This window comes from Bacillus sp. SH5-2 (genome assembly GCF_008368905.1).
Taxonomy (GTDB): Bacteria; Bacillota; Bacilli; order Bacillales; family Bacillaceae_G; genus Bacillus_A; species Bacillus_A luti.
The window spans coordinates 1-19,174 of the sequence record NZ_QOSD01000040.1; the positions used below are offsets into that span (position 1 = coordinate 1).

Sequence of the window (19,174 nt, forward strand, 5' to 3'; positions counted from 1 at the left end):
CACCTAACTTCTTTGCTTCCGCTGAATTTTGAGGTGGGGGTCTTACTGCCCATTAAAGCGGGATAAAATTTAATCCTTCAATATACATATAGGAATTTTCGGGGTGGTTTTGGCATTTGAATTCAAATTTTTTTTACAACTACTACGACGACGTTTTTTCGCGCTTTTTTGTTCTTGTAGTTGTTTTTGTTTTTGTTTTGTTTTTTCTTAATGATTTATTACTTGGTAGGTGCTTATAAGGGGCTTGGAAGGGGCTTGGAAGGGGCTTATAAGTGGAATGATATTCGCAATTTGTCCACACAACTAAATAGGAGCTATCCAAATCATTATTTTGGATAGCTCCCTTGAAATTTTCACTCATACCAATACAAACTTCTACATACAATTTATTTTTGCATCGAATCTAGCATCTTCACTAAAAAGGCTGCTGCCTCACCACGAGTTGTTGTACCTTTAGGATTAAACCTATTATCATCAACACCAGTAACTACTTTTAAACTATATAATCGTTGAACTGATTGTTTGTATATTATTTCATGTTGATCTTTAAAAGGTAATGCTACTAAATCACCTGTAACACCTTTATACTGTAATGCTTTGTCAATCATAACAGCTGCTTCTTCACGCGTAATTTGGGCATTAGGATCAAAAACACCTCCGCCGCGACCGCTAATAATTCCTGCACTCGCACTACGTTTAATACCATTATGAAGTGACGGATGTGCTTTGTTAATATCTACAAATGACTTATCACCCTCTGGTAGTTGAAGAGCATTTGAAATTAATGCGGCAAACTCAGCTCTCGTTACATTACGATAAGGAGCAAATATACCATTGCCTTCACCTTGCATAATACCTAGGCTATGTAATTTACGAATATGACCTTCAAACCAACCACCTGTAATATCATCTTTTGGCTTTTGTTCTTCTTTATTTGGTACATTGTAATCAATCTTAATCCAGCTTGGGTTATAGAAAATCCATTCTCCGTTACCAACTTTGTACCAACCGTCTTTAACTGCTAACACTTTGTAACGGTCTCCTTTTGAAGCCTTACGAACGACAGGATGTTCAAGACCTGCACCACTACGTACATTTATACCGTCACCATTTACTACTAGCTCCATGCTAGGTTCAGCTGGATTATTATCATTCGGATTAAATGACTCGTTTTTTTCTTGTAACGGCTTATCAATTTGTGTGTTAACATTCGCATACCACTGCGCACCTTGTACGAAACCAGTCCAATTTCCACGAGAAATTAAAATATCAGGACACTTTTTCCCGCTCCATTGTTGATGCTTATAAATATTATTCACACTAATGCCTTCTTTGTTCATTAAATAACCTGCAAGTCGTTTTGCATTCTCTAGCGCTTTATTGTAATCTCCATCTTGGTTAACCGCAATCTCGATACCGATCGATTCTCTGTTTCCAGAACCATCGCCATCACCTGCATGCCAACCGTTTTCGTTTGTAGGTAAGTGTTGATAAATTTCTTTATCATCTACAGTAAAATGCCAAGAAGCTGTTCGGAAAGTACCTTCAGTTGCTTGTTTATACAAATATTTCGCATGATTTTCAGCATTCGCACCACGAGCTGTATTTGCAGTCTCATGGATTGTAATATAACGTGCTTTCATCGGATTTGCAGGTCGAATATCAGTATTTCCTTTTGGAACAATCCACTCCACAAATGGCACGCCCGCAATCGTCCCATATTTCTTCGTACTCGGCGCACTAAACTGAACCGCTCTCGGCTTTATAATCGGTTTCATTTGACGAGTAGACCCATCATTTCGACCATCTACCGTTTCAAATGCATTCTCAATATTTGAAATAGCTTCCTCTTCCGCTACTTCACCTTTTTTTGCTTCTTTCATTTTATTTAATTCTTCTGTTTCATCATGTTGATGCTTATATTCTTCTAAAAGCATTGTTTCATTTTCAGAGACTTCCGCTTCGTTAATTTGTATATGATCAGGAACTTGCAGATTAAAATTAGAATAACTTAATCCGTTCATTCCATGTTCCCCATGAGCGACACTAAGTTGATCAGTTTGAGATGAATGCACCTCTTCTGCTGATGCTGATAAAGGTAATCCCCCTAAGATTACTAAACTTGTTGATAGTGCGATTACTCGTCTTTTCATTCTATTTGTCATTGCTGTATTAAATACTTACACATTTCGTGTAAATATTTCAACCTCCCTTTATTTTCTCTTTAGTATTCAAGTACTACGAATCTACTATATAAAAAGGAATGTCTATTCCATCCTTTTTACATACGATTCCATTCTATCCCCAGCAGAAAAACCATAGTTTTTTAAGCTAAATTTCTATAAAACTCTTTAACAAACATTATTCTACAATCAATTACAAATGCCGTCAAAAACACTTTCAGCCACTAAATATTCACCTTATAATTTAAAATGTCACATCTTTCCTCATTATTACTTTTACTGTATATTCGACTCAAAAACTATTATAAAAAAGTAAATCTTTCTCTTTTACTCCACTAATTCTCAAAAAACAAATGACGACACCTTTTATTGATTTTTCAACAAGAAGAACCTTTATGCTGTTGCATAATTTTCATGTACCTGTTAATTAGTTCTCGTTTTGGTGTACTTTTTCTGTTTGAAATTGATAACAACATATATAGTCTTGCTATAATGTACATGTTACCTCTTAACATTGAAAGGAGTTTCTATATGGAAGAAATAGCTGATATTTTACTTACTAATATTGATACATTAAATGAAGAAGAGCAGAAGATAATGAAGAAACTAATTAGTAAGCTAAAATCTTTTGCTCATGCACCGCTCAATAAAAATCACTGCTTACGTATGAAACCATTTATTGAATTTGAAGGAGTAACTAAACTCGTTGCCAATACGGTCCAATCATACAAATTAGATTTAATACCAAACAATCACTTTAACATGTATGATGTTATTGGTTATTACTACAGCATTGCACTATTAACATGTTGTGTAGCATTTGAAAAAGGCGATTCTAATCAAATCTACTCTGTATTAGAAAATGAAGTTACAAAAGAAAACGAAAAAAACATTCTAGTATTAGAGCGTGGCGGGAAAAATTATTACGTTATGGCACGCATACTTAAAATTTTCAAGAAAGATGATAAAAACATAGAAAGTTTATTTTCACAATTAATGATTCTAGATTGATTTTGAAAGATTACTATATACGAAACACGTGGGATGATTATGCTAAGATTAGATTATATGTTAAAGGGGATAAACTAATTGCTAAATACGATTGTTTATGATAAAGCGAAGTACCATTTTGAAGGTGATTTTCCTGAGGACTTACCAATCGATCAAGCTTTTGTACATACTGGCATGTTTTTAGGATGGATAATTGAACATGATTTATTTAGTCAAGAATTTGAAGAAGAGTCTCAAGACGAAATTAACCAGTTTAAACTTAGACAAATGACTGGTACACAAATTTATATGAACTGGGATGGCGTTTTAGCAGACGACATGTTAAATGATGAGGGCAATCAATTCGCAATGTACTACTTTAACCATGACGAGGACTGGAAGTATATAAATGATTACAGTGATGTTTTTATAGACGAAGGCGAAACTCTCTACCATGTGCAAGATACTTGGGAAAACTATTTCAAATTAAAAGAAGTTATTGATTATAGCTATAATTTTTGGAAAGATAACTTACAAAATAAATAATTATTACAAGTCGATTTCTTATGTTAATAAGGAATCGACTTGTTAATACAGAATTTATTTTCAATTTGTTGATTAGCATCGATATACATCTTTTCACTTAGTACGAATTCAAGCGTTCTTTTCAATACGATCCCCCCTTTTATTAGCCACTAACAACTTGTATATTTTTTTATTCTTCCTTACCCTACTGTAATTGTCTCACAACTATAGATAGCTTGTAGCAGTTACAAAATCAAAGCCTTCAAAATTACTAACAGCATTGTCATACTGAAAATTATAAATTAATATGATAGAATTATAGGATTTCTTTAATTTAACTTCTTCCTTAATTCGAGAAAGTATTTTATCATCATATGAGCATCCCGTTAACAACACAGAAATATCATCACTCGCTTCTTCTAACACTTCCTTTTCAATAAAATCCTCATCTACATCAATCAGATCAATATTAAAATCAACAAAAAACCTTGCTGGTATAGAGCCTCCTTCTTCATCATATGTAACCTCCATATATACATCTAACTGATCTTGCTTTTCCATATTCCCTAACCATATTGAAACCATTCCATGTACTTCCATTAATAGTGTCCTCCATTATAAATATATATTCTCATTCAACTTACGCTTTAAATACTCTGCAATTTCCATCTCCCCTCTTTCAACAGCAAATGTATAAGCATCCATATCTTTCATATTATTACCGGAGTATTTTATAGTTATATCTATACCATTCATAACTAGCAATTTAACGATTTCAAAATGCCCACTATATATTGCAGCAAAAAGAGGATTTCGATCCGGCTCACTAGTGTCCATTTCAACTTGATGTTTAATGAGATACTCTGCAATATGTAAATATCCTTTCGTAGCCGCTCTTTCAAGGGCATTTGTAGAAAAAGTACCACTCTTTGCATGAATATTGATTCCTGAATTGATTAAGTACTCTATTATTTCTAACTGTCCATGCGCTGTCGCTACATGTAACCACGTACCAAATAGTGTGACATATTCCAACATCTTAGGCTCTCTCTCAAGTAAATCTTTTAACGTGTTTAATTGACCACTCTTTATGGAATCTCTAATTCTTTTGGCAAATTGAATCTTATCCATTGTATTTCTCCTTTAATTCTTATCTTGCAGAACTAACTTTATAACTTATCAACTACTTTAAAACTCATGATTTTTATAAAAACCATTTCTTCTTTCCTTTCAGTTAAATAGGATTATTCGGAAATTCATTGTCATACTTATTAATTAGCTTTTTTCCAATTAAATTCCCCCTATGTGATTTTTACCGCCCACTTTTTCTATATTATACCATTCTCCAGATTATCTCTGGCTTCATTTTATTCAACAATCAGATCGAATTTCGATAAACTTTAGAAAGTAGACATACCTCCAAAATACAATTAGTATTAACATTGAGAAGTATGCAAGGCTTAAAAATACAAACTAGATAATTACACTTAAAAAGGTTTTTATATTAAGGAAGGAAGTGCACAGCTATGGACTTTAAAACAGTTATGCAAGAGCTTGAAGCCCTCGGTAAGGAACGAACGAAAAAAATATACATATCTAACGGTGCACACGAGCCAGTTTTTGGCGTAGCTACAGGTGCTATGAAACCAATTGCTAAGAAAATAAAATTAAATCAAGAGTTAGCCGAGGAACTGTATACCACTGGCAACTACGATGCTATGTACTTTGCAGGTATTATCGCAGATCCAAAAGCTATGAGTGAGTCTGATTTTGATCGCTGGATAGACGGAGCGTATTTTTATATGCTGTCTGATTATGTGGTGGCAGTAACTTTATCAGAGTCAAATATTGCTCAAGACGTTGCTGATAAATGGATTAAAAGTGGAGACGAGCTGAGAATGTCAGCAGGATGGAGTTGCTACTGTTGGCTTTTAGGAAATCGTAAAGACAATGAGTTTTCCGAAAGCAAAATTTCCGATATGCTTGAAATGGTAAAAAATACAATTCATGATTCACCAGAACGAACAAAATCCGCTATGAATAACTTCCTAAACACCGTGGCAATTTCATATGTACCACTACATGAAAAAGCAGTCGAGACTGCAAAAGAAGTTGGTATAGTTGAAGTGAAACGTGATAAGAAAAAAAGCAGCCTTCTAAATGCTTCCGAAAGTATTCAGAAAGAACTTGATAGAGGAAGACTTGGTTTTAAGCGTAAATATGTAAGGTGTTAATCAGATTCGTATCTGGGTGTCAATTCGATAAAGATTGACACCCTTTTTTATTGAGATTATTCGACTATTAGATAAGCTCAATGACTTCATTAATAGATTCACTAAACATATCAGGATCTTCATTTTTTATTTCCAATAATAGTTCTTTAATGCTACTCGTAATGGATAAATCAAATTGCGAAAGTACTTTTGCATACACCGTTCTTATTTGGGGATTATTAAGTATTCTGTAATGTATAATCTCTATCCAGTCTTTAGCGCCGCTCATCATCGAGGGAGCAGCTGTAGCAATACATTTCAATCCCTCTTCTATATGATTTTCATATAAGCTCTCTATCCCATGAATCAAACTAAACATAACTTCAGGTTGTTCAGTATCATCATCAAAGACTAAACATAAATCTGGAATAATAGAAACATCGTTACACTCAATCACTCGTATGCATGACTCATTAAACTCTTGTATCTCATTTTCATTTTCTAGCAAACGGTTATCATATAATCGATTTAAATGTTCTTTAGTATCCAAAAGAGATTATCCTTTCTTTTTTTCATCTTCAAAATATTCACTGTCCCGATAGACCTTTATCATAAATTCCATCAGTGAATCAGCTATTTTATTTTCAAAGTAATATACAGGCGTTTATTGAAACGTATTGAAATTAAAAAGTAATATCCTGATAACCTACTTCAATTACCTTGTATTTGATCTCTTCATAGAAATGCTTATAGTACAAATTAGCAACCCCGTACAACCTACCTGTATGGCATAGAACCAATAAATGTAACCTCTAAACCATCAAACATATCTTCGCTTTTCGCTTCATTATATTTAAAATCATAAAGAACAATAGCAAAATTAATATCATTTGCTAAACTATCTCCATTATAGTAAAAATCACTCCTTAGCAGGGTGCCATAGAATGTTTTATATTCATCACATATATCGTTTTCTTATACAACTACATGTCCATAAAAATACTTTTTACCAATCTTCCATTCTTTCTTTGTTAAAACATCAATATATGACATCAACTCTCTATTTTTTTCATTTGTTATAATCGTATCGTATTGAATTGGACATTTGATTCCACTCCAAATTGATAAAACGGAAGGTATAGTAACAACATTATAAGTAGTTCTATCTCTTAAAGAACTCATAACTTCCGACACTAACTCCTTTGCCAAGTCTCCAGGAAAAGATGGTCTATTATGATAATAATATTCTTGCGTATCATTATTTTCGATAAAACCAGAATAAGCTTCATTAAATTCTTCTAACGATACTTCATAATACTCGTCCTCAATTCCAAGCATCCATGAAAGTTCATTTCTAATAGCTTTTTCAACAAAGGTATCTTCCCACTCTTCTAGTAATGCTAAAAGATATGGTACTACATGATATGAAAGAGTTTCACCAGCACTTACTACAAAATTATGAACTCCATCCTCTGAAGCACTTGAAAGGAATTTCAAATTATTCGTTTCTAATAAATCATCGTGAGTAGCTACTGAGCAAAATAGTCTAGTACATAAATTCAAAACAAGCTCATCTCGAGTACTATTCATAAGTTCGATTAGTAACCCCTTTACAGAGAAATCACCAAGCTTTAACAATTCATTAATTAAAATAAAGGATTCTTTCTCTGTTGCACTATCTCTTAGGTTAGACTTAAGATTTTCAATTGTATGTTTAGAAATTTCTCCATACCAAATATCTTTTTTCAAATGCTCTAAGTCCATCATTCTCTCTCCTTTTATTGCTGCTTACATTTATACGAACCATTTCATATGAATAATATTATTAATCATGTAACTTATTTAAAAACTCCGTAAAATGATTAGCCACAAAAAATACATTTTCTCTCGCTACTTCCTCTGCCTCCTCAGCCGTAATCCCTTCACTTTCCATCAATGTTTCCTTTTCCCATGCTCCCTCATGTTCCCAAAAGACGACAATTGGATCTTCTTTATGATTTTTATAATCAAAGCAAATTAAATTTCCTGCTGGATCAAATGCGAATGGCACCAATTCATTTGGCAGAGTAGCAATATACTGGTTATATACTTTAACGATATATTCACTACTATCTACATCATAAGAAAGTAAAGTTCCAAATACCTTTGTTATCGTATCTATTTCAAATTTATAAGGTAATACAGCTGAACCATTATTATTTGTAGCACATTCTACATAGTCACTTGGAAATATATACCCTATCTCTTTTCCCACATTGTTTATATATTCTGCTGAAACTGGCTCATCCGGTACTGGCCATGTTAAGTCATTTCTCATTTAACTTCACCTCCTAACAAATCACATCACGTTTATCCGAAATAACTAATTGCATCATCTGAGCTTTTATGTAAATTCCAGTCTAATTACGACCTCGTTCCTTTTAACTTTTCAGATAATCCTTCCAAGAAACATTTGGAGAAAAGGATACACCCCTCCGATCCTCATCAAAACTTGGTATAGCCATTGCTTGTGCTGGTTCTAAATATTTCATTGTAGATAGCCAACTATCAAGTAACGTATCCATATCAGATTCTAAGAGATTATTTAAAACATCTATGCAAGTTCCACCGTATATGTAAACCTTAAATTTCATTAATTATTAAAGAGGTTTGGAGTCCTCACTTAATAAGAGAAGAGATAGGCGAGAAGAAAAATCCCCACTGATGGACGTTTCACTTTATCCTGCAATCTCAGCCGAAGAGAGCCCCTCATGAATATTTCCGCTTACAATGATAGAATGTCCCCAAAATATATCTCCATCCGAAAAGAATATTTCAAAATCACCTTCTGAATAAACGCTTAAGCTGCTTAATGTGATGGAATTAATGAACATTTCTTTTGTAATTTCGTCGATTTCTGCTTCATCATCATCTTGTAGCCATTCATTTGCTAACTCTACCAGTTCTTTTGCAGCGTACATTTTCATTTTCATTTTCCATTCATCTTGCTCTTTGAAAAGTGCATGTGCTGTTTCCAGTGCAGACTTCATCATATGTTTGTCTTCACTCCAATCAAAATATAAATGACATTCTTCACCAGCCCAAGATATTCTCTTTTCAAAAGTTTTCACTCTTTTATCAAGTTCAAACTCACCCAACATCTCATCATGATAAAAAAGTGGTTTCATTGCATCTTGTAAGATGATTTCCAACTCATCATCTTTATATGATGTTTCCAAAACCTTAACAAGCATCAATGAATTTTCTGACTTGCGCACCTGTAATGTTACAACTGTATTTGCTGTCAAAATATCTTTTGATTTTCTCCATTCTGCATCATCAACCAACCATGCGAGTCGTATGTCTTCTTTTGTAATCGTTTCATTGTTATGTAAGTCTTTCCACGCAATCAAATCAATTGACGCAGTCCACAAAATGTTGTCACCGCCTTTTGATGCACCGATTCCTAATGCCCCTGTGACAGCTGCTATTTCAATCACATTTTCTGAGAATCTATTTTCAAATCTACTTATTTCACTTGATTTACTCAATTTCGAATACATTCCTTTCATCACCCACAGGCATAAGTACTTTGTGAGTTTTCCTGTTTTATTATAATTGGTCATGGTAAAGTCTATATAGAATTATAGCTATAATTCTATATAGGCTTTTTTTTCACCTGGAATCTTAAATTTATTTACATCATATTCTTTAATTATATATACTTTTATAGCTTCAAAATCTTTACCAAAAGCAAGAGATGGATTTTTTAAGAAATATATTATTTCTTCCTCGTCATAAATTCGGGCTTTAATTATTTCTTTGTCCGAGTGAAACGATAAATTGACTCCTTTGTAAAAATATTCGTAGTATCCCTCTTCATCCTGCTCACTCTTATCTTCAAAAGGAACAGATTCAATATGATATATATTCCCATTTACATTTATTGATTTCATACAGCATGACTCCCTTTTCAAGAATATTCATAAGAAATTAAATAATCTCTGTCAATCATACCAAAAATAAGGGAGTTACTTTTAGAATTTATAAAAAATATATAGGATTAAATTAAAATCTTTATATTATTTTTCATATTACTTCATTATCTCTGTACAATTGTGTAATGTGTCACAGAAGTAGACATATTGCAATGAGTTGCAGTGAAGGGGAATATAAAATAAGAAGATCAATCTAGAAAGACTATCTAGTTCGATCTTCTTTTATTGAATTTTTAATTAATGCATTTTCACCCTTAAAATAATCTAATCAACGGGTGGATTATTATTTACATCCTCAAAACTGGGTCTAATTTTAACGTATTACCCGAAAGAAGTCTCCTTCCTCAGGCGTGTGAAAGACGATAGTCTAGCGGCAGGTGGGAGATAAATTTCGGTTTGGCGTAGCCAAACATTGGGTTTTCCTATTTATTTCGCCTCTGATATAATTATTCTTATAAGAGGTAAAGTTTGGTATAACAATGAAAGTAGATAATAATTTTGTAGTGTTCAGGTTGTGTGATTACCGTCATAGCTTATGGGAAATGAAGCGGAAAATGGGGTGAATGGATATGGCAAAGCAGAATAAGGCTTACAAATTTCGTCTGTATCCAACAGAAGAACAAGCACATCTCATACGTAAAACATTCGGCTGCGTACGATTTGTATATAATAAAATGCTGGCTGAACGAAAAGAAGCATATGAAAAACACAAAGCGAATAAGGAAGAACTGAAGAAACAAAAATTCCCTACTCCTGCGAAATACAAAGTGGAGTATGAATGGTTGAAAGAAGTCGATTCCTTAGCGTTGGCCAACGCGCAATTAAATTTGCAAACTGCGTATAAGAATTTTTTTAGTGGTCAAAATGATTTTCCAACATTCAAAAGCAAAAAGAGTAGAAAATCCTATACAACGAATCGAGTAAATGGAAATATTATGTTATTTCATGGTTATATCAAATTACCGAAATTGAAAATGGTGAAACTGAAGCAACATAGAGAAATACCACCAAACCATATCATCAAATCGTGTACGATTTCGATGACACCAACTGGTAAGTATTACGTGTCTATTTTGACCGAATATGAAAAAGAAATCACTCCAAAAGAAGTAGAACGTGTAGTTGGATTAGACTTCGCAATGGCTGAATTGTACGTGAGTAGCGAAGATGAGAAAGCCAATTATCCTCGCTTTTATCGTCAGATGTTAGATAGATTAGCAAAAGCGCAACGAGTATTGGCAAGACGTGTAAAAGATTCAGAGCGCTGGAATAAACAACGCATTCGTGTAGCGAAGTTGCATGAAAAGGTCGCCAATCAACGTAAAAATTTCCTTCATCACAAGTCTAAAGAATTAGCTACGGGTTTTGACGTTGTAGCAATTGAAGACTTACATATGAAAGGGATGTCACGAGCACTACGCTTTGGTAAAAGTGTAGCGGATAACGGTTGGAAGATGTTCACGACATTTTTAGCATATAAGCTACAAGAACAAGGAAAACAGCTTGTAAAAATAGATAAATGGTTTCCTTCTACAAAAATGTGTAGTTGTTGTGGAAATAAAAAAGAAATGCCATTATGTGAACGTACGTATGCGTGTTCGTGTGGATTCACAATCGGCCGTGATTATAACGCAGCTATCAATATCAAAAAAGAAGCCATGCGTTTATTAGCATTGATATAAATCGTAAGAAATAACCTTTGGAACAAGGGAGTTAGCTCGGCTGTCATAGGACAAATTCGTTAGCTATCAAAAGTAGCGATGAACCGAGAAGCCCCCACTTCAAGTAGGCTCGTAAGAGATACTAAGTGGTGGGTAGTTCACAGTCAAATTCATTTGTTATATTTTTCAATGAATAAAGGTTTGTTCCATCTACACTTGTACGGGGAAGCAATATATCCGAAAACGTAAAACGCATGAAGAATATGTTGCGGAACTATTAGAACAACGCGGGTACGATATGCCGCAGAGGTTTTAGAAGTTCATGGCGATAATATCGAAGTTATAGGAACATACAAAGGCGCTAGAAATACCACAGAACACAAATGTAACTCATGTAAAAATATATGGGAGGCAGCACCAACAAATATTTTAAAAGGAAAGGGAGAGAAACATTATGTCAAAGTTATTACGTGAATTATCTAAACCGGATAGTGAGGCCCTGCGTTCCGAAGCACTAGAACAGTTGAAAGTTACTTCAGGTAAAATTGTTGCTTGTGATCCTCTTATTTTTAATGAAAATCACTTCGAACAAACAATTCAGCCAGGTACATATCCAATTGTTGCTTGGTGGCATAAGGAAGATGGAGTCATTGCTGGTGCTGAATTGAAATTGTCGGAGTCAAGAGCGGTAAGATGGAAGATGGCAACAAAACTAGGACAAAATGTCAGTGAACTGGAAGACGGATATATTTTTGGTTACCCAGTTGATACAGGCTTAGGGTGCTTTGCAGATGTTGAAGCAATTGGTAAGTTAGAAGAAATAGAAGATAGGTTACAACAAGAACTAGGAGAAGAATTTACTAGTTTGTATGATGATTTTATAGATGACATACTAACAGAACATGATGAAGATTGGGGAAATTGCGTGGTGTGTGAGGAAACAGGAAGTAATATCATTATATTCCGTTCAGGTTATGGAGATGGATTTTATCCTTCCTATTGGGGAATCGATGAAGCAGGAAAAATCGTTTCACTTGTTACTGATTTTCAAGTGCTACATGAGGAAAATTGAGGACAACAATAATGATATAAGAGTCAATATTTTTTCTTTTACAGCGTCAAATATTCCTCTTCTAATATTTGCAAATAACCCGTGGGATAATCTCCTTATATACTACTGGTTCTGATAAACAGGGTTATATTCTTAAGTGAATATGACCCGTCATTAATTCTAGTTGTTTATTAACAGTTTTTTATTTAAATAATTTATTAACTCTACTGATGTAGAGTTAACGTCAAGTAACTCCAAAATATACATAATGGTTGATTTTAGAGTTACTAGTGCACTGTTTTATCACGATACAGGTGAACTTCAGATACTCTACGCTCCGAAATTACTTTTTCTATAATTTCCTGACGATTATATTCTACCTTCACTGTTTCACAGTTCCCCCAATGAGTAGGAGCAAATTTTTCATTTGACTCAAATACATCTAAAAGACGATTTAATATCTCTTCTTCGTTAAATGCTACTGTCGGATAAGTTTGAATCCTTTCCCACTATTAATCATGTAACTTATTTAAAAACTCCGTAAAATGATTAGCCACAAAAAATACATTTTCTCTCGCTACTTCCTCTGCCTCCTCAGCCGTAATCCCTTCACTTTCCATCAATGTTTCCTTTTCCCATGCCCCCTCATGTTCCCAAAAGACGACAATTAGATCTTCTTCATGATTTTTATAATCAAAGCAAATTAAATTTCCTGCTGGGTCAAATGCGAATGGAAGTAATCCTAACGGTAATGTGTCATTGTAATCATGAAATACCTCCATAATATTTTCATCATCATCCATATCATAAGTTAGTAATGTCCCAAAAACCTTTCTCTTCCCCTCAACTTCAAATACTTCTGGGCTAACATGTGCTCCATTATTCTTCATTACACATTCTATATAATCTAAAGGGAAATGAATGCCCAACTCCATTTCCACATTCTTTACATTTGCTCGCAATATAGGCTTATCTGGTAATCTCCATTCCACTTTACTCATCTCGCACCATCCCTCTGAATTTCCTCAATTAATTACTACACATCTAAAACAGTTATAAGAGACCTTAATAAATTACATTTAAAATCTTATTTATATCTGTCATACAGTCTTTCACTAAATCGTAAAAACCAATATGTACATTATCTTCATATACCCAAAAAAGGTCTGTTCCATATGGTGCTTCAAATATTTCTAGCATTTGAGGTGCAATTGAAGACATTGATTCTGCATTAATTATGCAAAAGTTTTTTGGATTGTTTACATATTCATCATCATCCACTTCTGAAAAGATGTTCCAACCATTTAATTGAGAAATAGAACTTTCTTCTCGAAAACTATATCGAATAGGTACTCCATTCAAAACATTTCTAGATACAATAAACCCTCCATATGCATCATTTCTATTTGCCATGTTCATACTCCTTTACAATATTAATAAGGCAATACTATTACAACTTCTAAAGTCAGCCAGTTCAAAATCACAATCATTAAACACTGCCCCTATTAATCTCTTTATTCTTAGTCTTATCCCTTTTACAATCTTTATTATCTCTTACCCATCTTACGCTTTATGTATGCAGCAATTTCTGTTTGTCCGAATTCTTCAGCATATTCATAAGCATTCATATTCTTAAAGTTTTCTCCAGTGTATCTAATTGAAATATCTATTCCTTTTTCAACTAAAAACTCAACTACTTCTTTATGTCCGCCATAAATTGCTCCAAATAGTGGATTTCTTTTTGCTAAACTTACATCCAATTCGGCACCAGACTCTACTAAATATTTTACTATTTCCAAATGTCCTGCTCCTGCGGACAAATTTAATGCAGAAGCATCAAATGTACCGCCTCTAGCATTCATATCTATCCCTTTATTAATCAAATACTGAACAATTTCGATATGCCCTTTCTTTGCTGCAACATGTAACCACGTACCAAATGGTGTCATTGAATGTAAAAATTCTGGATTATCACCTATTAGACGTTTTACTTCATTAATATCACCAAGCTTAATAGCATTTCTTATTGTTTTATTTATACTTTTCTCCTCCATAACATCACCTCCTATATTTCTGTTCCCTTGTCTAACTATGTCTCCATAAACTATTCAATCGAAGATTTATAAGCAACCTTTACATTTTCTAATCCTTCTATTACATTATTTATTCTTATCGATAACTCTTTTATTTCCTCTACTGTCAATTCACCTTCTGCCTCTTGAAGGTTAAACATACTTAGCCTCTTTGTTATACCTTTAATACGCCCTGCAAAAACTATATGATGATTGACTGCTATTTCTCCTATGGCAGTATCAACAATAACATCTTCAATCTTTCCTAAATTATCAAATTCATCCGCTAGTTTTGCTATAGCATATCGATACCCTCTCTCTTCATCTAATAACTCTTCATACGCCTCCCGAATTGCATGAAATAATTCGTTATACTCCCAATCTTTCATACATCCTCCCTCAAAAAAAAATCCCCACACCTATGTGAAAATAATCTTTCAACACAAATATAAGGACTTTCTTATTTCATGACTATACTTAATACATTTTATACGTTAGAAACTTCTTCTTTCAATTTATATACCCTATCTCTTGTTTCATCATTTTTGATAAAAATAAGCTTTCCTTCTTTCACAAAACCTTCTAATAGTAAGCATACTTTCCCATATGCTTTAGGCTTATTCGTTGTGAACCTTTCATCTGATATTTTACCAGCTCGTATTAATTGTTCGCACAGCTCAAGTGCACTTATTTCTTCAGAATGAAGTAAGTCTAAAATATCCTTTTGTAAGGGCGATAAAGGTACTGGGATCTCAGCTACCTCCACCTTTTCCTTTTCTTTTTCTTCTTCAAATAAATCTTCAAATGAAATTTGATCCATTACACCTTCTCCTTTCTAACAATTGGTTTATATAACATGAACTGAATCCTATATAAATATTATTTATTGTTATGTAGTACTTACCTTATTACATGAATTTCAAACTCATGTACATCATTTCATATAGTATGTTTTGATTATACCAAATATACGTTCTGTCTTCTATTGTAGAATTCGTTATAATAGGAATGAAAGTAATTATGAACATTTTTCTCGTTGTTAGTTTTATACCCCCTGTAAAAAAATAGAAATAGAATCTATAAATTTGTATAATAAAATAGCAAGAGTAAAATTTTAATATAGAAAGGTTCTGGTAACATGTTAGGTATTCATGTTGAAAAAACAAAAGATGAACTAATTATTTCATGGCAATTCTCTAAAATTCATATTCCATTATGTGAAATCACTGAGGTAACGGAAGATAATACATATGCTGGTGTTGAAGAAAAAAGCGCAACCCGAATTGGAACAGCATATGGTACAACAGACCGTATTTTAATTAAGACCGTAAAGCAAAATTATTTACTATTCACTACTAATAGAGTATCCATTTTAAATAAAATAAAAGCTTAATTGTTTTTCTTCCTATATTTAAATGTTAAACACCTACATTCTATTATAGGAAACGCTACAAAAGATTCGTTGATTACTCCTGCTCCGAATTCTGAAGCATATGGTGAAACTATATAACACAAACACCCTAGCTCTTCGCTAGGGTGTTCTTAGTTTTATCTATATACAGTAGTTCTACAATATTCATTTAATTTTATGAACTCCTTGTAATTGACTAAGAACCTCATTGGCAGTGCTCTCAAATTTTTTAGGGTTATCAGCAATAATTTCATTAAGTAAATTAATTACCGTTAGTTGTATATCATGATTCATTCCTACAAGTACTTTAGCATACTCACTTCTACATAAATCACTATTTAAAATTCTTTTGTTTAGTAACATTGCCCAATCTTTTGCACTCTCAACCATTTTTGGTAAAGCTTTAGGCATCTCTGTTAAATATTTTTCCATTTCAAAACTTTCAATACAATGAACTAGACCAAACATAACCTCTTCCGCTTGTGTTTCATCCTCAAATACTATACACAATTCTTTAATAAGCTTCTCATCAGTACTATTTGCTAAGTTTTCTAATACACTGTCAAACTCTTCACATTCCGATTGATTTTTTAAAAATCTACAACTATATAATCTCTTAACCTCAGATTGAGAGTCCATATAAATTTCTCCTTTTAAATGAATTGGGTAATTAAATTAATATGACCATTAGTTTTCAACTTTTCTATTACATCAATATATGGCTGCCATCTCAAGTGTACATTTTTAAATATTCAGCAATTTCTATTTGCCCTCTTTCAATAGCAAATTCGTAAGCTCCCATCTCTTTCATAGTATCCCCTGTATACTTTACAGTACTATCAATACCATTCTGAACAAGATACTTTACAATATTAAGATGCCCACCATAAATCGCTGAGAATAGAGGATTTCTATTTGGATCACTAACATCTAATATTGCACCATTATCAAATAAGTACTCTACAATACCAATTTCACCTTCACTAGCTGCATGTGCAATAGGCGCTGACTTTGGTACACCTTCATTACGGTTAATATCCATACCAGATTCAACAAGAAATTTTATCATATCCAGTTCACCAGCTCTAGCCGAAACATGTAGCCAAGTTCCAAACGGCGTTACAAAATCAAGTAAACTTTTATCAGTAATAATGATCTCTTTCGCTTGTTCTATATCACCATTGTCAATTAAATCATAGATTTTTATCGCTTTTTCCTTACTTTCCATAGAATCCCCCTGCATTATTTTCATCTAGCTTAAACAGTTAGACATTGACTACGGATACATTTAGCTAAGTGCTACTGAGAGAGCGGATTTAAGCATAGTATCAAAATCGCAAAAAGTTTCCATATGCTCGCCTGAAGGCTTGTCTAGCTCAACAAATTTCTTTTTGGACACATTATAGCAATACCAAGCTATATCTGAATCTCCGAAAAAAATCAGCTCATCTTCGTCTTTAATTGATTCCCATACTTCATTAGCATCAAAAAAACTATCTACCTGATTTATTGGCTTAAAATCTAAAAAACTTTGGTCAATCCCATATATTATTAATCCATTAAATTCAATTCCATTAACTGTTTGTAAAAATTCATAGTACTGCTGTGGCAGGACATCTTCACCAAATTTTTCTACTACAGATTTACGAAATTTTGATAACTCCTTTTCGTTGATAGGTAAATTGAGTTTTCGATTTCGTTTCTCTCTTATTTTGGATATATGACTAATCTTCTCTCTCCACATAACTTCACCTTCTAATAAATATTCAATCCTTTTCTAGGCTAGAATTACACAAAGTAATCCTCAATAGTACACCCCATTACAAGAATTGGTTTCAAATTGCCCATTGCTTTTGGCGTGCTATTCAAATATTTTTCGAAACCACTCTAGATAGCATTAACCATATGATTTATCTAGATTGATATTTTAATGAAACATATTAAAGCTATTTTCATGATCCTACACGCAAACTTTAGAGTTATTTTATAATTAAAGTATTAAATAACCCCTTTACAAATCAAATCAACTTTTTCAAAATATTGTTGTGGTTGTTTCTCACTTATTTCTTTCAAAATTTTAATAACGTCTTCTTTATTTGTAGTTTTAGCCTTCTTCAACACATTAATAAATGGAATAATAAAATCATCTGAAGCTAGAAGACTTCTATAGAACCTTTTAGCACAATATTTAGCTTGTGGCAAAACAATGCTTATCCCTTCAATAATTTTATTTAAACCATCTTCAACTCCATTTTTTTCGATTATATAAAAAATCGATTCAATTAAATCACCAACAATCGAAGGTTCATCTATTTCATCATGAAATACACTGCACAAATCAATAATTACTTTATTATCTGCCGTTTGCAATATTTCATTTAAGATTTCCTCAAATAGCTCAATACTATCATCCTCATGCTCCAGAAAACGTATTCTTTTTAAAATAAATATCTTTTTTTCTAATGACATTTATTTCCCTCCATACTTTGAGTAGAGTTTATTGAAAAATTTCAAAAAATTTATAGTTTAATAAGTTGCCATAACTTCATAATAGCTCTCCTTATTCTCAAGCATTGTACAAGAATTATTTTTTGCTTTTTGTAAAAAACTTCTCCCCTATTTTATCACTTCTTGTTTTTTCTCTATCACTATCTATTAGTTAATTCTTTAATTATCGTTTCAGCCTTATGTAATTCTTCTAATAGCGTATGTGGATAGTCATTGTAACTGTCCATATACGCACGCACACCACCTACAATGGTTATTCCCTTAATATCCTCGTTATTCTCTAATATTTCTAATGCTTTTTTATATCTTTTATATATTAGTTGTAAAATGCCACTATTAATATCTTTCACATAGTCTTTCTCCAACTTATGTATCACGACTTTTACTTGTTGAATTAACTGCCTTTTCTTGTTCACTATGTCCTCCTATTTAATTATCATAAATTTTATTTCTATTTTTCACCACTCCAACAATGGGCTTTCCTCAACTATTACTTGTATCTAGTTCTATACATATATTCCTTAGTAACATTTCGTTTACCAACCAGCATGTTACTAAGAAAAGACCCTCTTTTGAAAAAACG

24 protein-coding genes and 2 pseudogenes are annotated in these 19,174 nt (G+C 32.9%); 6 read left to right on the forward strand and 20 right to left on the reverse strand.

The genetic code is table 11. From position 1 onward, the window contains the following. Positions 1-386: 386 nt before the first annotated feature. Positions 387-2,165: an S-layer homology domain-containing protein gene (locus DN410_RS26740; protein WP_149178717.1), complete on the reverse strand. Its 1,779-nt coding sequence runs from the start codon at positions 2,163-2,165 to the stop codon at positions 387-389. 549 nt (positions 2,166-2,714) lie between these two features. Between DN410_RS26740 and DN410_RS26745 the strand changes: the two genes are divergently transcribed. Both DN410_RS26745 and DN410_RS26750 read left to right on the forward strand, forming a co-directional pair. Continuing rightward, the gene (locus DN410_RS26745) at positions 2,715-3,194 is read left to right on the forward strand and encodes a hypothetical protein (protein ID WP_149178718.1); all 480 of its coding nucleotides are present in this window, start codon (positions 2,715-2,717) and stop codon (positions 3,192-3,194) included. A gap of 78 nt (positions 3,195-3,272) precedes the next feature. Further along, on the forward strand, positions 3,273-3,719 hold the full coding sequence (locus DN410_RS26750) for a DUF7832 domain-containing protein (RefSeq protein ID WP_149178719.1): 447 nt from the start codon (positions 3,273-3,275) through the stop codon (positions 3,717-3,719). Positions 3,720-3,923: 204 nt separating this feature from the next. Here DN410_RS26750 and DN410_RS26755 read toward each other — a convergent pair whose 3' ends face one another. Both DN410_RS26755 and DN410_RS26760 read right to left on the reverse strand, forming a co-directional pair. Continuing rightward, on the reverse strand, positions 3,924-4,298 hold the full coding sequence (locus tag DN410_RS26755; protein WP_149178720.1) for an immunity 22 family protein: 375 nt from the start codon (positions 4,296-4,298) through the stop codon (positions 3,924-3,926). Positions 4,299-4,313: 15 nt separating this feature from the next. Then, positions 4,314-4,829 (reverse strand): ankyrin repeat domain-containing protein, encoded by a 516-nt coding sequence (locus DN410_RS26760; RefSeq protein ID WP_149178721.1) that lies wholly within the window; start codon positions 4,827-4,829, stop codon positions 4,314-4,316. A gap of 395 nt (positions 4,830-5,224) precedes the next feature. On the opposite strand from DN410_RS26760, the gene DN410_RS26765 reads away from it, so the two are divergent. After that, the gene (locus DN410_RS26765) at positions 5,225-5,932 is read left to right on the forward strand and encodes a DNA alkylation repair protein (RefSeq protein ID WP_149178722.1); all 708 of its coding nucleotides are present in this window, start codon (positions 5,225-5,227) and stop codon (positions 5,930-5,932) included. A 67-nt stretch (positions 5,933-5,999) separates the two neighbouring features. Here DN410_RS26765 and DN410_RS26770 read toward each other — a convergent pair whose 3' ends face one another. From DN410_RS26770 to DN410_RS26795, 6 genes and pseudogenes are all read right to left on the reverse strand, one after another. Then, positions 6,000-6,461, reverse strand: a complete 462-nt coding sequence (locus tag DN410_RS26770) for an Imm30 family immunity protein (protein WP_149178723.1) — start codon at positions 6,459-6,461, stop codon at positions 6,000-6,002. 425 nt (positions 6,462-6,886) lie between these two features. Next, the gene (imm47, locus tag DN410_RS26780) at positions 6,887-7,675 is read right to left on the reverse strand and encodes an Imm47 family immunity protein (protein WP_149178724.1); all 789 of its coding nucleotides are present in this window, start codon (positions 7,673-7,675) and stop codon (positions 6,887-6,889) included. 61 nt (positions 7,676-7,736) lie between these two features. Then, positions 7,737-8,228 (reverse strand): SMI1/KNR4 family protein, encoded by a 492-nt coding sequence (locus tag DN410_RS26785; RefSeq protein WP_071710588.1) that lies wholly within the window; start codon positions 8,226-8,228, stop codon positions 7,737-7,739. A gap of 103 nt (positions 8,229-8,331) precedes the next feature. Further along, positions 8,332-8,523, reverse strand: a pseudogene (locus tag DN410_RS28225) (hypothetical protein); the annotation flags it as partial. Positions 8,524-8,628: 105 nt separating this feature from the next. After that, positions 8,629-9,462, reverse strand: coding sequence for a DUF2262 domain-containing protein (locus tag DN410_RS26790; RefSeq protein ID WP_149178725.1), 834 nt, complete (start codon positions 9,460-9,462; stop codon positions 8,629-8,631). A 78-nt stretch (positions 9,463-9,540) separates the two neighbouring features. Continuing rightward, on the reverse strand, positions 9,541-9,846 hold the full coding sequence (locus tag DN410_RS26795) for a hypothetical protein (RefSeq protein WP_002110762.1): 306 nt from the start codon (positions 9,844-9,846) through the stop codon (positions 9,541-9,543). A gap of 611 nt (positions 9,847-10,457) precedes the next feature. Here DN410_RS26795 and DN410_RS26800 point away from each other — a divergent pair. Continuing rightward, positions 10,458-11,570 (forward strand): RNA-guided endonuclease TnpB family protein, encoded by a 1,113-nt coding sequence (locus DN410_RS26800; RefSeq protein WP_149178726.1) that lies wholly within the window; start codon positions 10,458-10,460, stop codon positions 11,568-11,570. 433 nt (positions 11,571-12,003) lie between these two features. After that, on the forward strand, positions 12,004-12,621 hold the full coding sequence (locus DN410_RS26805) for a DUF4241 domain-containing protein (RefSeq protein ID WP_149178727.1): 618 nt from the start codon (positions 12,004-12,006) through the stop codon (positions 12,619-12,621). A 269-nt stretch (positions 12,622-12,890) separates the two neighbouring features. Here DN410_RS26805 and DN410_RS28860 read toward each other — a convergent pair. The 6 genes and pseudogenes from DN410_RS28860 to DN410_RS26835 all read right to left on the reverse strand — a co-directional run. After that, positions 12,891-13,100, reverse strand: a pseudogene (locus DN410_RS28860) (hypothetical protein); the annotation flags it as partial. A gap of 12 nt (positions 13,101-13,112) precedes the next feature. Further along, positions 13,113-13,601 carry an SMI1/KNR4 family protein gene (locus DN410_RS26815; RefSeq protein WP_149178728.1) on the reverse strand — a complete coding sequence of 163 codons (489 nt, stop codon included), beginning with the start codon at positions 13,599-13,601 and terminating at the stop codon, positions 13,113-13,115. A 64-nt stretch (positions 13,602-13,665) separates the two neighbouring features. Further along, positions 13,666-14,013 (reverse strand): DUF2185 domain-containing protein, encoded by a 348-nt coding sequence (locus DN410_RS26820; protein ID WP_149178729.1) that lies wholly within the window; start codon positions 14,011-14,013, stop codon positions 13,666-13,668. 134 nt (positions 14,014-14,147) lie between these two features. After that, positions 14,148-14,654, reverse strand: a complete 507-nt coding sequence (locus DN410_RS26825) for an ankyrin repeat domain-containing protein (RefSeq protein WP_149178730.1) — start codon at positions 14,652-14,654, stop codon at positions 14,148-14,150. 50 nt (positions 14,655-14,704) lie between these two features. Beyond that, entirely contained in the window at positions 14,705-15,061 is a 357-nt protein-coding gene (locus DN410_RS26830; protein WP_149178731.1) for an Imm3 family immunity protein, read from the reverse strand. 98 nt (positions 15,062-15,159) lie between these two features. Beyond that, positions 15,160-15,492: a DUF3895 domain-containing protein gene (locus tag DN410_RS26835; RefSeq protein ID WP_149178732.1), complete on the reverse strand. Its 333-nt coding sequence runs from the start codon at positions 15,490-15,492 to the stop codon at positions 15,160-15,162. Positions 15,493-15,810: 318 nt separating this feature from the next. Here DN410_RS26835 and DN410_RS26840 point away from each other — a divergent pair, with 318 nt between their 5' ends. Continuing rightward, a complete protein-coding gene (locus DN410_RS26840; protein ID WP_149178733.1) occupies positions 15,811-16,065 on the forward strand; it encodes a SunI/YnzG family protein in 255 nt (84 codons plus the stop codon). A 183-nt stretch (positions 16,066-16,248) separates the two neighbouring features. On the opposite strand, the gene DN410_RS26845 is transcribed toward DN410_RS26840, so the two are convergent. The 5 genes from DN410_RS26845 to DN410_RS26865 all read right to left on the reverse strand — a co-directional run bounded on the left by DN410_RS26845 (position 16,249) and on the right by DN410_RS26865 (position 19,007). Then, complete coding sequence (locus DN410_RS26845; RefSeq protein ID WP_149178734.1) at positions 16,249-16,722, reverse strand: Imm30 family immunity protein; 474 nt, start codon at positions 16,720-16,722, stop codon at positions 16,249-16,251. Between the two features lie 91 nt (positions 16,723-16,813). Beyond that, positions 16,814-17,311 carry an ankyrin repeat domain-containing protein gene (locus tag DN410_RS26850; RefSeq protein ID WP_149178735.1) on the reverse strand — a complete coding sequence of 166 codons (498 nt, stop codon included), beginning with the start codon at positions 17,309-17,311 and terminating at the stop codon, positions 16,814-16,816. A 60-nt stretch (positions 17,312-17,371) separates the two neighbouring features. Beyond that, complete coding sequence (locus DN410_RS26855; protein ID WP_149178736.1) at positions 17,372-17,827, reverse strand: YrhA family protein; 456 nt, start codon at positions 17,825-17,827, stop codon at positions 17,372-17,374. 254 nt (positions 17,828-18,081) lie between these two features. Next, entirely contained in the window at positions 18,082-18,552 is a 471-nt protein-coding gene (locus tag DN410_RS26860) for an Imm30 family immunity protein (RefSeq protein WP_088229669.1), read from the reverse strand. Positions 18,553-18,731: 179 nt separating this feature from the next. Then, the gene (locus DN410_RS26865) at positions 18,732-19,007 is read right to left on the reverse strand and encodes a hypothetical protein (protein WP_149178737.1); all 276 of its coding nucleotides are present in this window, start codon (positions 19,005-19,007) and stop codon (positions 18,732-18,734) included. Between the last annotated feature and the right edge of the window lie 167 nt (positions 19,008-19,174).

Excerpts from the sequence above, each read along its gene's own strand:
- DN410_RS26825 (WP_149178730.1), bottom strand. The coding sequence starts at position 14,654 with ATGGAGGAGAAAAGTATAAATAAAACAATAAGAAATGCTATTAAGCTT.
- DN410_RS26805 (WP_149178727.1), top strand. The coding sequence starts at position 12,004 with ATGTCAAAGTTATTACGTGAATTATCTAAACCGGATAGTGAGGCCCTG.
- DN410_RS26855 (WP_149178736.1), bottom strand. The coding sequence starts at position 17,827 with ATGTGGAGAGAGAAGATTAGTCATATATCCAAAATAAGAGAGAAACGA.
- DN410_RS26745 (WP_149178718.1), top strand. The coding sequence starts at position 2,715 with ATGGAAGAAATAGCTGATATTTTACTTACTAATATTGATACATTAAAT.
- imm47 (WP_149178724.1), bottom strand. The coding sequence starts at position 7,675 with ATGGACTTAGAGCATTTGAAAAAAGATATTTGGTATGGAGAAATTTCT.
- DN410_RS26840 (WP_149178733.1), top strand. The coding sequence starts at position 15,811 with ATGTTAGGTATTCATGTTGAAAAAACAAAAGATGAACTAATTATTTCA.
- DN410_RS26755 (WP_149178720.1), bottom strand. The coding sequence starts at position 4,298 with ATGGAAGTACATGGAATGGTTTCAATATGGTTAGGGAATATGGAAAAG.
- DN410_RS26835 (WP_149178732.1), bottom strand. The coding sequence starts at position 15,492 with ATGGATCAAATTTCATTTGAAGATTTATTTGAAGAAGAAAAAGAAAAG.
- DN410_RS26820 (WP_149178729.1), bottom strand. The coding sequence starts at position 14,013 with ATGGCAAATAGAAATGATGCATATGGAGGGTTTATTGTATCTAGAAAT.
- DN410_RS26740 (WP_149178717.1), bottom strand. The coding sequence starts at position 2,165 with ATGACAAATAGAATGAAAAGACGAGTAATCGCACTATCAACAAGTTTA.
- DN410_RS26790 (WP_149178725.1), bottom strand. The coding sequence starts at position 9,462 with ATGAAAGGAATGTATTCGAAATTGAGTAAATCAAGTGAAATAAGTAGA.
- DN410_RS26795 (WP_002110762.1), bottom strand. The coding sequence starts at position 9,846 with ATGAAATCAATAAATGTAAATGGGAATATATATCATATTGAATCTGTT.
- DN410_RS26760 (WP_149178721.1), bottom strand. The coding sequence starts at position 4,829 with ATGGATAAGATTCAATTTGCCAAAAGAATTAGAGATTCCATAAAGAGT.
- DN410_RS26830 (WP_149178731.1), bottom strand. The coding sequence starts at position 15,061 with ATGAAAGATTGGGAGTATAACGAATTATTTCATGCAATTCGGGAGGCG.
- DN410_RS26785 (WP_071710588.1), bottom strand. The coding sequence starts at position 8,228 with ATGAGAAATGACTTAACATGGCCAGTACCGGATGAGCCAGTTTCAGCA.
- DN410_RS26845 (WP_149178734.1), bottom strand. The coding sequence starts at position 16,722 with ATGGACTCTCAATCTGAGGTTAAGAGATTATATAGTTGTAGATTTTTA.
- DN410_RS26800 (WP_149178726.1), top strand. The coding sequence starts at position 10,458 with ATGGCAAAGCAGAATAAGGCTTACAAATTTCGTCTGTATCCAACAGAA.
- DN410_RS26850 (WP_149178735.1), bottom strand. The coding sequence starts at position 17,311 with ATGGAAAGTAAGGAAAAAGCGATAAAAATCTATGATTTAATTGACAAT.
- DN410_RS26815 (WP_149178728.1), bottom strand. The coding sequence starts at position 13,601 with ATGAGTAAAGTGGAATGGAGATTACCAGATAAGCCTATATTGCGAGCA.
- DN410_RS26860 (WP_088229669.1), bottom strand. The coding sequence starts at position 18,552 with ATGTCATTAGAAAAAAAGATATTTATTTTAAAAAGAATACGTTTTCTG.
- DN410_RS26765 (WP_149178722.1), top strand. The coding sequence starts at position 5,225 with ATGGACTTTAAAACAGTTATGCAAGAGCTTGAAGCCCTCGGTAAGGAA.